At 60.9% G+C, this 15,574-nt stretch carries 13 protein-coding genes; 12 read left to right on the forward strand and 1 reads right to left on the reverse strand.

Features of this window, described 5'->3' with window-relative positions; all coding sequences use genetic code 11:
- Positions 1-38: 38 nt before the first annotated feature.
- The 12 genes from FIV35_RS26360 to FIV35_RS26415 all read left to right on the forward strand — a co-directional run bounded on the left by FIV35_RS26360 (position 39) and on the right by FIV35_RS26415 (position 14,725).
- On the forward strand, positions 39-881 hold the full coding sequence (locus FIV35_RS26360) for a LysR family transcriptional regulator (protein WP_034136460.1): 843 nt from the start codon (positions 39-41) through the stop codon (positions 879-881).
- Between the two features lie 126 nt (positions 882-1,007).
- The gene (locus tag FIV35_RS26365; protein WP_034136452.1) at positions 1,008-1,589 is read left to right on the forward strand and encodes an alpha/beta hydrolase; all 582 of its coding nucleotides are present in this window, start codon (positions 1,008-1,010) and stop codon (positions 1,587-1,589) included.
- A gap of 49 nt (positions 1,590-1,638) precedes the next feature.
- Positions 1,639-2,565 (forward strand): sigma 54-interacting transcriptional regulator, encoded by a 927-nt coding sequence (locus FIV35_RS26370; RefSeq protein WP_034136453.1) that lies wholly within the window; start codon positions 1,639-1,641, stop codon positions 2,563-2,565.
- 127 nt (positions 2,566-2,692) lie between these two features.
- Complete coding sequence (locus tag FIV35_RS26375; protein WP_034095325.1) at positions 2,693-3,475, forward strand: MetQ/NlpA family ABC transporter substrate-binding protein; 783 nt, start codon at positions 2,693-2,695, stop codon at positions 3,473-3,475.
- Positions 3,476-3,938: 463 nt separating this feature from the next.
- Positions 3,939-4,604 (forward strand): amino acid ABC transporter permease, encoded by a 666-nt coding sequence (locus FIV35_RS26380; protein ID WP_034095326.1) that lies wholly within the window; start codon positions 3,939-3,941, stop codon positions 4,602-4,604.
- A complete protein-coding gene (locus tag FIV35_RS26385; RefSeq protein ID WP_034111290.1) occupies positions 4,585-5,244 on the forward strand; it encodes an amino acid ABC transporter permease in 660 nt (219 codons plus the stop codon). The genes FIV35_RS26380 and FIV35_RS26385 overlap by 20 nt, the downstream gene beginning before the upstream one ends.
- Positions 5,241-6,017, forward strand: a complete 777-nt coding sequence (locus FIV35_RS26390) for an amino acid ABC transporter ATP-binding protein (protein WP_034095328.1) — start codon at positions 5,241-5,243, stop codon at positions 6,015-6,017. Before FIV35_RS26385 ends, FIV35_RS26390 begins: the two co-directional genes overlap by 4 nt.
- Positions 6,014-6,865, forward strand: a complete 852-nt coding sequence (locus tag FIV35_RS26395) for a transporter substrate-binding domain-containing protein (RefSeq protein ID WP_034136454.1) — start codon at positions 6,014-6,016, stop codon at positions 6,863-6,865. Before FIV35_RS26390 ends, FIV35_RS26395 begins: the two co-directional genes overlap by 4 nt.
- A 208-nt stretch (positions 6,866-7,073) precedes the next feature.
- On the forward strand, positions 7,074-8,156 hold the full coding sequence (locus tag FIV35_RS26400) for an efflux RND transporter periplasmic adaptor subunit (RefSeq protein WP_034136455.1): 1,083 nt from the start codon (positions 7,074-7,076) through the stop codon (positions 8,154-8,156).
- A complete protein-coding gene (locus FIV35_RS26405; RefSeq protein WP_034136456.1) occupies positions 8,153-9,223 on the forward strand; it encodes an efflux RND transporter periplasmic adaptor subunit in 1,071 nt (356 codons plus the stop codon). The genes FIV35_RS26400 and FIV35_RS26405 overlap by 4 nt, the downstream gene beginning before the upstream one ends.
- Positions 9,220-12,279 carry an efflux RND transporter permease subunit gene (locus FIV35_RS26410; protein ID WP_034136457.1) on the forward strand — a complete coding sequence of 1,020 codons (3,060 nt, stop codon included), beginning with the start codon at positions 9,220-9,222 and terminating at the stop codon, positions 12,277-12,279. Before FIV35_RS26405 ends, FIV35_RS26410 begins: the two co-directional genes overlap by 4 nt.
- Positions 12,280-12,538: 259 nt before the next feature.
- On the forward strand, positions 12,539-14,725 hold the full coding sequence (locus FIV35_RS26415) for a glycoside hydrolase (RefSeq protein WP_034136458.1): 2,187 nt from the start codon (positions 12,539-12,541) through the stop codon (positions 14,723-14,725).
- 273 nt (positions 14,726-14,998) lie between these two features.
- Here the strand turns inward: FIV35_RS26415 and FIV35_RS29725 are convergent.
- Positions 14,999-15,574: hypothetical protein (locus FIV35_RS29725; protein WP_170245421.1), on the reverse strand; the 576-nt coding region annotated here is incomplete at its 5' end.

Raw genomic sequence — 15,574 nt, forward strand, 5'->3', positions numbered from 1 at the left:
AACCATGCCAATCAGTGGCAAACACAATGGTGATGTGGATGTTCGACCCCGTGTTATTGCGCAGCTTTGTCGCCGTGGTGGACTGCGGCAACTTCACCCGCGCCGCCGAGCGCCTGCACCTGACCCAATCCACCGTAAGCCAGCAGATTCGCCGCCTGGAGGACGCGGTGGCGTGCCAATTGCTCGACCGCGACCAGCGCCGCGTGGTCGCCACTGCCGAGGGCGAGCGCTTGTTGGCGTACGCGCGGCGCATCCTCGCCCTGCATGAGGAGGCCGCTGAGGTGCTGATCAGCCAACAAAGCGACGGCGTGCTGCGCCTGGGGGTGCCGGAAGATTTTGCCGCCGAGCGCCTGATGCCGCTGTTGTCATCATTTGTGCAGGCTTATCCACGGGTGCGTCTGGAGGTCACCAGTGGTTTGGGCCCCGAGTTGCAACGCCAATACCGGGCCGGCGAGTTCGATGTGTTGCTGGTCAAACAAATGGGCGACAGCGCCGACTGCCTGGCCTCGTGGCCCGAGCCGCTGTGCTGGGTGGACAGTCGCACCACACCCTCCGTGGGGCGCGACCCGTTGCCGTTGGTGGCCTTTCCGGTGGGCGGCCTGTACCGCAATGAAATGCTGCAGCACCTGGAAGTGGGCGGTTGGCGCTGGCGTATCAGTTACTCCAGCGCGAGTTTGGCCAGCGTATGTTCGGCAGTGGCGGCGGGGTTGGGGGTGAGTCTGTTGCCGCGCCGGGTAGTGCAGCCAGGGCATATGGAGCTGGGGCCTGACAGCGGTTTGCCCGAGGTGCAAGGCGTGCGTCTGGCGTTGTATGCCCGCCATGGCCTGAGTGCGGCGGGGCAATGCTTACAGGCTCAGTTGTTCGAATTGTGCGCGAAGTGACGTGAAGGCAGATCGGGTAGAATTTTGAATTTTTGGTTATTAATAAATAGCTTCTTATTCCTTAACGAATATAACCCCCGTCCCTATACTGCTCAGCAACGTTAAACGCTGCAGGAGGGCACACCCATGCACAGCGAGTTGGTTCGTTACCTGATCGTGCCGGGCTGGCAAGGATCGCCGGATAATCATTGGCAGAGTCACTGGCAGAACAGCCTGCCCAACAGCACCCGCGTGGAGCAGGCCGATTGGTTGACACCGCGCCGCGAAGACTGGGTAGCCGCGCTGGCCGAGGCGATCGCCGCCGACAGCACGCCAGTGATTCTGATCGCCCATAGCCTGGGCTGCATCACCGTGGCCCATTGGGCCGCTACCGCGCCGTTGCATTTTCTGCGGCAGGTGCGCGGTGCCTTGCTGGTGGCGCCGGCGGATGTGGAACGCCCGGCTTGCTCGCCGGCCTTGCGCAACTTTGCGCCGATCCCTACCGACCTGTTGCCGTTCCCCAGCCAGGTGGTCAGCTCCGACAACGACAGTGCCGTCAGTGCCCCTCGGGCCTTGGAGTTGGCGCGCAACTGGGGAGCTGAAGCCGGGATCCTGGCCGGTGCCGGGCATATCAATGTGAAGTCCGGCCACCAGCGCTGGGAGCAGGGTTTCGCTTACCTCTATCGCCTGCAAAGTCGCCTTGAGCATCACGCCCGGCGCAGTGCCTGATCATTTTCTTAACGCCCCGTCCCGCAGTGGATTGGGGCGGGAGCCTGTCATGAGTCTGCATGAAACCTTTGGCCAGCCACTGCTGACCTTCCCCGACGCGGAAAAAAGCCCCCTGAGCATCCGCGCCAAGGCCCTGGTGTTTGTCGACCCGCGCTCGCGCAAGCTGCGCGAAGACCTGGAAGCGCTCGCGCCGCGTGCTTTGCCCGTACTGATTCGCGGCGAAACCGGCAGCGGTAAAGAGCTGCTGGCGCGGCATATTCACCGTGGCAGTGACCGCAGTGGCTTGTTCGTTTCGGTCAATTGCGGCGCGATCAGCCCCACCTACGCCGATGCCGAGCTGTTCGGCTACGCCGCCGGCAGTCACAGTGGCGCCGCCAGCAGCCGCGCCGGCTGGTTCGGCTCGGCCAATGGCGGCACCTTGTACCTGGACGAGATCGGCGACCTGCCGCTGCCAATCCAGGTCAAATTGCTCGCCGCGCTGGAAAATCACGAAGTCACCCGCGTCGGGGCTCATCAGCCGAGCCCGGTGGATGTGCGCCTGGTGGCCGCCACCAGCATCGACCTGGCCCAGGCCGTGGCGGCCGGCAAGTTCCATGAGCGCCTGTTCCACTACTTGAGCGAAGGCCGGCTGGACCTGCCGGCGTTGCGCGAGCGGGTGGGGGATATTCTGTCCCTGGCCGAATACTTCCTGGGCATCTACAGTCAGCGCCTGGACTTGCCGGTGCCGCTGATCAGCGAGGCTGCGCAGCGCGTACTGGAACATCACAGTTGGCCGGGCAATACCCGTGAGCTGGAAAACGTTATTCACTTCGCGTTGTTGGTCAGCAGCGGCGACGAAATTTTGCCCGAGCACCTGAACCTGCCGGTGGTGGATTCGCCTCTGGAGCAAGTGCGGCGGATCTATGCTCAAGCCAGCCCATCGGAGCAGGCAACGTTGCGCAAATTCCTACATGAGCAAAATGGAATATCAACGTGAATAAAAGATATTGTTCGGGAATAAAAAATCTAGGTATTGTCCGTTCCATGCCGCGATAGCACTTCGCTGGCACCTCACTTAACAAACGGTCGTCAGAGACGCCCCCGAATGTCGATAAGGACACTGCATGAAAAAGGTTCTGTTGTTTACCGCACTCGCCGCTGCCCTGACTGCCAGCTTCGCCCAGGCCAACGAGAAACTGGTGGTGGCCGCCACCCCAATCCCGCATGCCGAGATCCTTGAGCTGGTCAAGCCAACCCTGGCCAAGGAAGGCGTGGACCTGGAAATCAAAGTATTCACTGACTACGTGCAGCCCAACGTGCAAGTCGCTGAAAAGCGCCTGGATGCCAACTACTTCCAGACCCTGCCGTACCTGGAAAACTTCAACAAGGGCAAGGGCACCAACCTGGTGACCGTGGTGGGCGTGCACGTTGAACCGTTCGGCGGTTACTCGAAAAAAATCAAGAAAATTGAAGAGCTGAAAGACGGCGCCACCGTGGCCATCCCGAACGAAGGCTCCAACAGCGGCCGTGCCCTGTTGCTGCTGCAGAAAGCCGGTGTGATCACCCTCAAAGACCCGACCAACGCCCTGGCTACACCGAAAGACATCGCCAGCAACCCGAAAAACCTCAAATTCAAAGAGCTGGAATCGGCCTTGCTGCCCCGCGTGCTGGACCAGGTCGACCTGGACCTGATCAACACCAACTACGCCCTGGAAGCCGGCCTGAACCCGGCCAAAGACGCGCTGATCATCGAAGACGCCAAGTCGCCTTACGTGAACTTCCTGGTAGCCCGCCCGGACAACAAGGACAGCGATGCAATCCAGAAACTGTCCAAGGCCCTGACCAGCCCGGAAGTCAAAGCCTTCATCGAGAAGAAGTACAACGGTGCGGTCGTACCGGCGTTCTGATTTAAGCCAAAACCCCCTTCAAGGTTTCAACGCCGACGGCTTACATAGCGTCGGCGTTTTTTTATGTGTGGAATCTGGAGTGCAATCAAAATGTGGGAGGGGCGGTGCGACGATTCGACTTGCCCCTCCCACATTAGATCTTTATCTCACAGTGGAACTTCAGCGTGTCAGAGCGCGCGGCTATTGATCGCCCTGCGCAACGCCACCAACCATTTCACCAGCTCCTGCGGATCAATCGGTTTCGCTTTGTTCATTGTTTATTCCCTCGAAACACAGACCCCTCAACCATAGTCGCCACCCGTTCACTCCGCGAATCCCGAGGTTATCTTTTTGGGTGATATCAATATGCTATTTAGGTATTTAAATTTTACTTTTTATACCTTTAAAGTTCGTGCTACCCAGCGTTACCCACGTTGGCTTGGATAGCACGCGCCGCTCTACCCTGCGGCGTCATGGACTACAAATGACCTTCGATTTCGCTTTTATCCTCAGCACTCTGCCGGCGTTTTTGAACGCTGTGGGTGTCACGCTGCAAGTGGGCCTGATCGCCATAGCCACCTCCTTGCTGGTGGCGCTGATCAACGCGGCGCTGCTGGTGTTCCGCACGCCGTACCTGTCGCGCCTGGTGGCGTTGTACGTCGAGCTGGCGCGCAACACCCCGCTGCTGATCCAGCTGTTTTTCGTGTACTTCGCCTTGCCTGCCCTGGGCGTGAATATCTCCGGGTTTTGGGCCGCGATCATCACCATGACGTTTCTTGGCGGCGCCTACCTCACGGAAGTGCTGCGCGCCGGCGTGGAAGCGGTGCCGCTGGCGCAGATCGAGTCGGGCAAGTCCATCGGCCTGTCCGACTGGCAACTGCTGCGCCATGTGATCCTGCCCCAGGCCGGCATTCTCAGCCTGCCGGCACTGTTCGCCAATTTCATCTTTTTGCTCAAGGAGACCACCGTAGTTTCTGCGGTGGCGGTGCCGGAAATTCTTTACACCACCAAGAGCTACATCGCCCTCTATTACAAAACCTACGAAATGCTCGCCGTGCTGACGCTGATTTGCGTGCTGTTGTTTTTACCGCTGTCACTGCTGCTCAGCCGCTTGGAAAGGAGGCTCCAGCATGGCCAGTTCGGGTCTTGAATTGTTGTGGGTGTCGTTGCCGCAACTGGGTAAGGGCGCCGCGCAGACCTTGTCGATCTCGGTGCTGAGCATCGTTTTCAGCACCCTGGGCGGCGTGCTGTATGGCGTGCTGCGTACCTTGAATAACAAGGCGATCAACGCGGTGCTGCGCGTCTATCTGGAACTGTTCCGCGCGATTCCGGTGTTGGTGTGGTTGTACCTGTTGTTTTTCGGGTTGCCGATTTTCTTCGGCCTCAGCCTCCCCAGTTTCTGGTGCGCGGTGCTGGTGCTATCGCTGTGGGGCGCCAGCGAAGTCGGTGAGGTAGTGCGTGGCGCCCTGCACTCGTTGCCCCGCGGCCAGCGCGAGGCGGGCTTGTCGATTGGTTTGTCGGCGCCGCAGTTGTACGGCTACGTGCTGCTGCCACAGGCACTTAAACGCATGACCCCGCCGACCATCAACGTCTACACCCGCATCATCAAGACCAGCTCCCTGGCAGTGCTGATCGGCGTGGTGGACGTGATCAAGGTCGGCCAGCAAATCATCGAGCGCACCTATGAGTCGGTGTTGATCTACGGCGCGCTGTTTCTGTTTTTCTTCCTTATTTGCTACCCGTTGTCGGCCGCCTCCAAGGTGCTGGAACGGCGCTGGGCCCAAGCATGAGCGCATTGATCGAGTTTCAGGGTTTCAACAAATTCTTCGGCGAGCAGCAGGTACTCAAGGGCATCGACCTGAGCGTGCACAGCGGCGAAGTGGTGGTGATCCTCGGCCCCAGCGGCTGCGGCAAAAGCACCTTGCTGCGCTGCCTCAACGGCCTGGAAGTGGCCGACGGCGGCAGCTTGCGGTTTGCCGGCCAGGAGCTGTTGGATAAAAACACCGACTGGCGCCAGGTGCGGCAGGACATCGGCATGGTGTTCCAGAGCTACCACTTGTTCCCGCACATGAGTGTGCTCGACAACCTGCTGCTCGGCCCGCTGAAAGTGCAAAAACGCAACCTGCACGAAGCCCGCGAGCAGGCTGAACAACTGTTGGCGCGTGTCGGCCTGGCGGACAAGCGCGACGCCTTCCCGCGTCAGCTCTCCGGCGGTCAGCAGCAACGTATCGCCATCGTCCGCTCGTTGTGCATGAACCCCCAGGTCATGCTGTTTGACGAAGTCACCGCGGCCCTCGACCCGGAGATGGTCAAGGAAGTACTGGAGGTGATCCAGGGCCTGGCCCGCGAAGGTATGACGCTGCTGATCGTCACCCACGAAATGGCCTTCGCCCGCGCCGTCGCCGACCGCGTGGTGTTCATGGAGGCCGGTCGCATTCTCGAACACAACACCCCCGAGGCATTCTTTACGAACCCGCAGACCGCACGCGCGCAGCAGTTTCTGGAGAAGTTCTCCTTTGTTTCAACACTGCCCAAGAAGATCAAGGAACTGGAACTGCTATGAAAAAACTACTACTGCCCCTATTGGCCGTCGCCCTGCTGGTCGGCTGCGATAAAAAGGCCGAAGAGCCTGCAAAACCTGTGGCTGCTGCGAGTTACATCGACAAAATCAAGGCGCGCGACAAGCTGATCGTCGGCGTATTCACTGACAAACCGCCGTTCGGCTTTGTGGACGAGGCCGGGCGCTACGTCGGCTTCGATACCGATATTGGCCGTCGTTTCGCCAAGGACCTGCTGGGCGATGAGAACAAAGTCGAATTCGTCGCGGTGGAGCCGGCCAGCCGTATTCCGTTCCTGCAAAGCGACAAGGTCGACCTGATCCTGGCCAACATGACCGTCACCCCGGAGCGCAAGGAAGCGGTGGACTTCACCCACCCCAACCTGAAAGTCGCGGTGCAGGCTTTGGTGCCCAACGATAGCCCGGTCAAGCACCTGGATGACCTGGCGACCCGCACCCTCATCGTCACCACCGGCACCACCGCCGATATTTGGCTGACCAAAAACCACCCGGACTGGAAACTGCTCAAGTTCGAGAAGAACTCAGAATCCCTGCAAGCGCTGGCGGCCGGTCGCGGCGATGCCTACGCCCAGGACAACCTGGTGCTGTTCAGCTGGGCCAAGCAGAACCCAGGCTACCGCGTGCTGGAAGAGAAGCTCGGCGACGAGGCGCCAATCGCGCCGGCAGTGAAGAAGGGCAATATCGAACTGCGTGATTGGGTGAACGCCGAGTTGGCGAAGTTGGGCGAGGAGAAATTTCTGCTCAAACTGTATGACCAATACGTACGTAAAGAACTCAGCGATGACACCCCGCCTGACAGTGTGATTGTCGAAGGCGGCAAATGGCAGGGCTAGTTCTGCGCTGACTGTTGTACCGCTATCGGGGGCAAGCCCCCTCCCACATTTGAATGTATTCATAAATCAAAGTGTGGGAGGGGGCTTGCCCCCGATGTGGCCGGTGAAATCACCTCAATACTCTCTTCCCCATGCAGATAAGGAACCCTGATCTAAGCTGACAGTCGCATACACACTGGCACGTCGGCATCACGCAAAAGGAGACTGCATGGGCGGTCGTATTTCCACTTGTATATTCGGTCTTGGCTTAGTCGCGTTCTTGAGCGGTTGCGGTCAGGAAAACACCGAGCCCAAGGCGCATTCCCGGGTGTTTGTGCAAACCGTGGAGCCAACGGATTTTGCTGCGGCGGTCACGCTGACCGGGGATATCCAGGCGCGGGTGCAAACCGATCTGTCCTTTCGCGTGGGCGGCAAGATCATCCAGCGCATGGTGGATGTGGGCGACCGCGTCAGCGCCAAGCAAGTGCTGGCCAGGCTCGATCCCAAAGACTTGCAGACCAACGTCGATTCGGCCCAGGCCCAGGTCGTGGCTGAACAGGCGCGGGTCAAGCAGACAGCGGCGGCCTTTGTGCGCCAGGAAAAGCTCCTGCCCAAGGGCTACACCAGCCGCAGCGAATACGACTCGGCCCAGGCGGCGTTGCGCAGCAGCCAAAGCGCTTTGGCCGCCGCCCAGGCGCAACTGGCCAATGCCCGTGAACAACTGGGCTACACCGCGCTGGTGGCCGATGCGCCAGGTGTGATCACCGCGCGCCAGGCCGAGGTAGGCCAAGTGGTGCAGGCCACCGTGCCGATTTTCAGCCTGGCCCGCGACGGCGAGCGCGATGCGGTGTTCAACGTATATGAATCGCTGCTGGTCGAACCGTCGACCGATACGCCGATCACCGTCAGCCTGCTGGACAACCCAAGCATTCAGGTGCAGGGCAAGGTGCGCGAAGTCACCCCCGCCGTGGCCGCCAACACCGGCACCGTGCAGGTGAAAATCGCCCTGCAATCGCTGCCCGAGGGCATGCGATTAGGCTCGGTAGTCAGCGCCACCGCCAATGGCCCGGCCAAGGCCAGTGTGGAACTGCCGTGGTCGGCCCTCACCAAGGACCTCAACGAACCGGCGGTGTGGCTGGTGGACGGCGACGGCAAGGTGCAGCTGCATAAAGTCACCGTGGCCCGCTATCTCACTGGCAAAGTCATCCTCAGCGAGGGCCTCAAGGGTGGCGATAAAGTCGTGGTGGCCGGCGGGCAATTGTTGCACCCCGGTATGCAGGTCGAGATTGCCCAGCCAGGAGCCCAGCCATGAAGCGTCTGGTATTGATGCTCGCCGCCGGCCTGTTGCTGGCGGCCTGCTCCAAAGAAGAGCCCGCGCCCGAGCCGGTGCGCCCGGTGCTGTCGATGCAAGTGAAGGCTGAAGACCAAGAAAACCTCGGCCGCTTCGCCGGCACCATCCAGGCCCGTTACGAAAGTAACCTGGGCTTTCGTGTGCCCGGCCGCATCGCCCGCCGCCTGGTGGATGTGGGCGCCGAAGTGGAGAAGGGTGCCTTGCTGGCCGTGCTTGACCCCACCGACCAGCAGAACCAGTTGCGCGCCGCCCAGGGCGACCTGGCGCGGGTGCAGGCGCAATTTATCAATGCCCAGGCCAATGCCCGCCGCCAGCAGGAACTGTTCAACCGTGGCGTCGGCGCCCAGGCCCAGTTGGATGTGGCCCTGACCGACCTGAAAACCACCCAAGCCTCCCTCGACCAGGCTCAGGCCTCGGTCAACCAGGCCAAGGATCAGCTCAATTACGCCGAACTGCGCACCGACCACGCCGGCATCGTCACCGCCTGGAATGCCGAGGCCGGCCAGGTGGTCAGCGCCGGCCAACAAGTGGTAACCCTGGCGCGCCCGGATATCAAGGAAGCGGTGATCGACCTGCCCGCCGGCCTGGCCGAGCGCCTGCCGCCGGATGGGGTGTTTCTGGTTGCCGGGCAACTGGACCCGAGCGTCAATACCACCGCCACCGTGCGTGAAATCGAGCCCCAGGCCCAGAGCGCCACGCGCACCCGTCGCGCGCGCCTGACGCTGGCCGAAACACCACCAGCGTTCCGCCTCGGCACCGCCATCAGCGTCACCCTGAGCACCGCCATTGAGCCGCGCATCGAGCTGCCGGTGAGCGCCTTGCAGGAGGTGGACGGCGCCACTCGCATCTGGCTGCTCGACACGCAAAACCAGAGCGTGCAGCCGCGCGACGTCACGGTGATCAGCCGCGAGGCCGGCAGCGCCTTGATCAGCGGCGGCGTCAAACCCGGCGAGCGCATCGTCACCGCCGGCGTGAACAGCCTGAAGCCCGGGCAGAAAGTCAAAATCGACGAGGACAGCCCGCGATGAAAGGCAGCTTCAACTTATCCGACTGGGCCCTCAAGCATCAGTCCTTCGTCTGGTACCTGATGTTCGTCGCGCTGCTGATGGGCGTGTTCTCCTACATGAACCTGGGGCGCGAAGAAGACCCGTCGTTCACCATCAAGACCATGGTGATCCAGACTCGCTGGCCGGGCGCAACCCAAGAAGAAACCCTCAAGCAGGTCACCGACCGCATCGAGAAAAAACTCGAAGAACTCGACTCTCTGGATTACGTGAAAAGCTACACGCGGCCAGGCGAGTCCACGGTGTTCGTATTCCTCAAGGACACCACCAGCGCCAAGGCCATCCCCGAAATCTGGTACCAGGTGCGCAAGAAGATCGACGATATTCGCGGCACCTTCCCCCAAGGCTTGCAGGGGCCATCGTTCAACGATGAGTTCGGTGACGTGTTCGGGTCGGTGTACGCCTTTACCGGCGACGGCCTGTCGATGCGTCAACTGCGCGACTACGTGGAACAGGTGCGTGCCGAAATCCGGGCAGTGCCGGGGCTGGGCAAGGTCGAGATGATCGGCCAGCAGGACGAAGTGATTTACCTGAATTTCTCCACGCGCAAACTGGCGGCCCTGGGTATCGACCAGCGCCAAGTGGTGCAGAGCCTGCAATCCCAGAACGCCGTGACCCCGGCCGGGGTGATCGAAGCCGGACCGGAGCGTATCTCGGTGCGCACCTCGGGGCAGTTCGCCTCGGAGAAGGACCTGGCCGACGTCAACCTGCGCCTCAACGACCGTTTCTATCGCCTGGCGGATATCGCCGAGATCAGCCGTGGCTACGTCGACCCGGCGCGGCCGATGTTCCGTTTCAACGGCCAGCCCGCCATCGGGTTGGCCATCGCCATGCAGAAGGGCGGCAATATCCAGTCGTTCGGCAAAGCCCTGCATGAGCGCATGGACGAGCTGACCGCCGACCTGCCGGTGGGCGTCGGCGTGCATAAGGTTTCCGACCAGGCCGAAGTGGTGGAAGAAGCCGTGGGCGGCTTTACCAGTGCGTTGTTCGAGGCGGTGATCATCGTGCTGGTGGTGAGCTTTATCAGTCTCGGTCTGCGTGCCGGGCTGGTGGTGGCGTGTTCGATTCCGCTGGTGCTGGCGCTGGTGTTCGTGTTCATGGAATACAGCGGCATCACCATGCAGCGCGTGTCGCTGGGGGCGTTGATCATCGCCCTCGGCCTGTTGGTGGATGACGCGATGATCACCGTGGAGATGATGATCACGCGCCTGGAAAAAGGCGAAACCAAGGCCCAGGCGGCCACGTACGCTTACACCTCGACCGCGTTCCCGATGCTCACCGGTACGCTGGTCACCGTGGCCGGCTTTGTGCCCATCGGCCTCAATGCCAGCTCGGCGGGGGAATACACCTTCACCCTGTTCGCGGTGATCGCCGTGGCGATGCTGGTGTCGTGGGTGGTGGCGGTGTTGTTTGCGCCGGTGATCGGCGTGCATATCCTCAGCGCCAATGTGAAGCCGCACAACGCCGAGCCTGGGCGCATTGGCCGGGGTTTCAATCGCGGCATGCTGTGGGCGATGCGCAACCGCTGGTGGGCCATCGGCATCACCGTGGGGCTGTTCGTGGCGTCGGTGTTCTCCATGCAGTTCGTGCAGAACCAGTTCTTCCCGTCGTCGGATCGCCCTGAAATCCTGGTGGACCTCAACCTGCCGCAGAACGCTTCGATCAACGAGACGCGCAAGGCCGTCGACCGCCTGGAAGCGATCATCAAGGACGACCCGGACATCGCCCGCTGGAGCACTTACATCGGCCAGGGCGCGATTCGTTTCTACCTGCCCCTCGACCAGCAACTGGAAAACCCTTACTACGCACAGTTGGTGATCGTCAGCAAAGGCCTGGAAGAGCGCGGCGCGTTGATCGCACGCCTGCAGAAGCGTCTGCGCGATGACTTCGTCGGTATCGGCAGTTATGTGCAGCCGCTGGAAATGGGCCCGCCGGTGGGGCGTCCGATTCAATATCGGGTGTCCGGCAAAGACACCGACCAGGTACGCAAACACGCCATCGAACTGGCGACCCTGCTGGATAAAAACACCCACTTGGGCGAGATCATTTACGACTGGAACGAGCCGGGCAAAGTGCTGCGCATCGATATCGCCCAGGACAAGGCGCGGCAACTGGGGCTGTCCTCCGAAGATGTCGCGCAGTTGATGAACAGCGTAGTCAGCGGCGCCTCGGTGACCCAAGTGCACGACGATATCTACCTGATCAACGTGGTCGGCCGCGCCGAAGACGCCGAGCGCGGCACGCCGGAAACCCTGCAGAATTTGCAGATCGTCACGCCCAACGGCACGTCGATCCCGCTGCTGGCGTTTGCCACCGTGCGCTATGAGCTGGAGCAGCCGCTGGTGTGGCGTCGCGACCGCTTGCCGACCATCACCATCAAGGCCTCGGTGCGCGATGAGATGCAGCCGACCGACCTGGTCAAGCAGCTCAAGCCGGAGATCGACAAATTCAGCGCCGGCCTGCCGGTGGGTTACAAAGTCGCCACCGGCGGTACCGTGGAAGAAAGCGGCAAGGCCCAGGGCCCGATCGCCAGCGTGGTGCCGCTGATGCTGTTTTTGATGGCGACGTTCCTGATGATCCAGTTGCACAGCGTGCAGAAGATGTTCCTGGTGGCCAGTGTCGCACCGCTGGGGCTGATCGGCGTAGTGTTGGCCCTGATTCCCACCGGCACGCCCATGGGCTTTGTGGCGATCCTCGGCATCCTGGCGTTGATCGGCATCATCATCCGTAACTCGGTGATCCTGGTGACGCAGATCGACGCCTATGAGCGCGACGGCTACACGCCGTGGGACGCGGTGGTGGAGGCCACCGAGCACCGCCGTCGGCCGATTCTGCTCACGGCCGCTGCGGCGAGCCTGGGCATGATCCCGATTGCCCGCGAAGTGTTCTGGGGGCCGATGGCGTACGCGATGATCGGCGGCATCATCATCGCCACCTTGCTGACGCTGCTGTTCCTGCCGGCGCTGTATGTGGCGTGGTACAAGATTCGCGAGCCCAAGCCTGAAGAAAAAACCGTTTAGAAATGGGGGAGGGGGCTTGCACTAATGCCAGTCGCCCTCCTCAGTATTGACTGAAAGAACCGGCTCAAAATGTGGGAGGGGGCTTGCCCCCGATAGCAGTGGTTCAGCCAGCCCAGCTATCACTGACGCATCGCTATCGAGTGCAAGCTGAATCGTCGCACCACCCCCTCCACGTTTGATCGTCATCAGGGCATTTGTTACCCCCGTCTGCCGTTGAGTGTTTTACCCTCTTGGTCTCACTCTTCAACGGTTGCCCACCATGAACCGTCTGCGTCTTACCCTGCTGGTCTTCTGCTTGCTGTCGCCCATGGCGTTTGCCGGCGCCCTATTGGAAAACACGCTGTGGCGCGTCGAACTGGACCCCGCCACCCTGGCGCTGCGGGTGACACCGTCGGGTCAGGCCAGTGTGCAAGCCTCCAGCGGCGTCACCGCGCATGCCGTCAGCGACTTGCAAAGCAGCGCCGAGCAAGCGAGCTGGCAGTGGGACAACGGCGCCTATCGCCTCAGCGCACGCCTTGAGCAACGCGAGTTGCTGCTGAGCATCACCGCGCGCGAAGCAGGGCATTTGGCATTGCTGCAACAACCGGCAGGGGCCATGGGCAACGGACTAATCTGGCCGTTGGCCGAAGGGCATTACGTGCCCACCGGCAATGCGGTATGGCAAGCGTTCCTGCTGGAGCAGGGCGCGTTCAACACCACCCAGGACCTCAGTCTGCCGCTGTGGGGTATGGATCACGGCGGTTTCACGCTGAACTGGCTGCTCACCAACCCCTACAACAACCGCCTGCAATGGCAAGCTGAAGGTGCCGGTGTGGGGTTGGCGCTGGCCCATGAATTCACCGCGCTGGCCCCCAATACCCCAATGACCCTGCGCCTGTACCTGGGCGATGCGGACCCCCTCGCCGGCGCCAAACGCTATCGTCAATGGCTGGTCGAGCAGGGCCGTTATGAGACGCTCGACGCCAAGCTGCAACAGACCCCCGAAGCGCAGAAACTGCTGGGCGCCAGCCACGTCTACCTGTGGGGTAATGACCTGTTGGCGCCGGACGATGTGCGTGACTGGCCGCTGTTGCTCAAGCAACTGCGCGCCCATGCACTCAAGGCGTTGTTGGACAAGGAAGCCACGCAGATCCTGGCGCAATCCCGCCCGTTGAATCCCTACGAGCAGAGCGTGGTGCTGCGCAGCCTCAACGCGGCGATCAATAAAAAGGCGCGGCAGAGTTGGCAAGTCGACGAGCCGGACATGACCCGGCTGGCCGCACGTTATGGCGAGCTGCGCGCAGAACTGGCCGTGGCGTTCGCCGGGGCGTTGAGCGCCGACCCGGCCACCTGGGGCGGCAAGGCCCTTCAAACCCTGCGCAACAGCGGCCTGCCGCGTTTGCTGGTGACCCTGGGCGAAGGCTGGGAGGGCGGCCTCTGGCACCCCGAAGCGATTCGCGCCGCAGTGCAGGCCGGCTACTTGATGGCCCCTTACGACTCCTACGAAACTGCACTGTCGGCCACGGAAAACCCGGACTGGACCACCGCCCACCTGGGCCGCAAGGCGTATCGCGACTGCGCCATTGTGTTGCGGGACGGCACACCCAAGAGCGGCTTCCAGAAATCCGGCCACTACACCGACCCGCGCTGCATGCGGCCGCTGCTGGAGGCGCGAGTGAAGGCAGTGCAGGCTAAGGCCGGTTTCAATGCCTGGTTTCTGGACGCCTACGCCACCAGCATGCTGTTCGACAGCTACCGCGCTGGCGCGCCGATGACCCAGGCGCAAAACGCCGCGGGTAAGATCGACGCCGTGCGCTGGCTCAATACCGTGCTGAAGTTACCCACAGGTTCCGAAGACGGTAACGCCGTCACCGCCCAGGGCATCCTGTTCGCCCATGGCATGCAGACGCCGGTGCTTGGTTGGGGCGACCGTGAGATGACCCAGGACAAGCAGTCGCCGTACTACGTCGGCAACTGGTACCCGCCCGAACAACCGGCGGTGTTTTTCAAGCCGGTGCCATTGAAAGCGTCGCTGCGCAGCGTGTATTTCGATCCGACCCTGCGCCTGCCGTTATATCAGGCGGTGTTCCATGGCTCGGTGATCACCACCCATCACTGGTTGTTCGACAGCCTCAAACTGAGCAACGTACGGGCCGAGAACGAACTGACGCAACTGCTCTACAACGTGCCGCCGCTGTATCACCTGAGCGCCGCCACCCTGGCGCAGCGCTTGCCGGCGATCCAGCGCCAGGACGGGTTTTTCCGTCCGTTGCACCAGCGCCTGGCGACCCAGGCCATGACTGATTTTCGTTGGCTGACGACGGATCGGCAGCTGCAACAGACCACCTTTGCCGATGGCACGCGGTTGGTGGCGAATTTCTCCGCTACCGGAAGAGAAGGCTATGCCCCGCGCAGTGTCACCGCACTGCGGGTGGGGGAGGCGCCGGTGGTGTATCAGGTGCAGTAGATGTGGGAGGGGGCTTGCCCGATAGCATTGTCAAGTCGTGTGTCGGCTTATAACTGTCGCTACGGGTTTATTGGAAAAACAGGTCAGCTTTGTTATGCGCCTGTCTGTGTTTGTGTTTAAAATAACGGGGTGGGGAATTCTGTCTCCCGCCCCGTCCTGATGGTATTAACCAGCGTCGTAATTAATCTGCTGGTCTGAGTTTCTATAATAGTGTGCTTAAGGTTTCCCGAAAAGCACATTTGCTGCCATAAGAATGCGCAGTTCGGGAGTTTTTTATACTTCCTCTATTAATATGTCTTTAATGGTATATTTGTTTGAGACGCTGTATGCGTTGGTTATCACGAATCTTGTTGTTGAGGATGCTGATGCATTTGCTATATATGTGTAAGTGTCGCTTGTTGTTGTTGAAGTTGTTACTGTCATGGCCGCGGATGTGGACGACCCAATTCGGAGCGCGAGGTGACGGTAGCTAATTCCTTTGTAAGCAGTGATGCTGATTCTGTAGCGCTTTCCTGGGACGGTGTTGATGTCCTTATATATAACCTCATAACCAGTGGAATTGGTAACAATGGCTAGTTCTTTACTGCCAGTATTACCAGTGATAGTCGCGGTATAATGTCCGGAGCCTCTTATCCAATCATTCATTCCGCTCTCAAAGTCCGTGTAGTCACCCGCTGAGCGCGTACTAATTATGTAGGCGGTTGGCCGGAAGGGTACGGCTTTTGATCTATCTGTACTTCCATCAAACGTCACCGCACAACTAACCGTGATCTCCTGATTATTCGGCAACGCCGCCAACCAGGTGCGCAGCACCGTCTTATTCGCCAGGCCATTGTTGGCTTCCAGTGA

This window comes from Pseudomonas rhodesiae (assembly GCF_007858255.1).
In the GTDB taxonomy this organism is placed as follows: Bacteria; Pseudomonadota; Gammaproteobacteria; order Pseudomonadales; family Pseudomonadaceae; genus Aquipseudomonas; species Aquipseudomonas rhodesiae.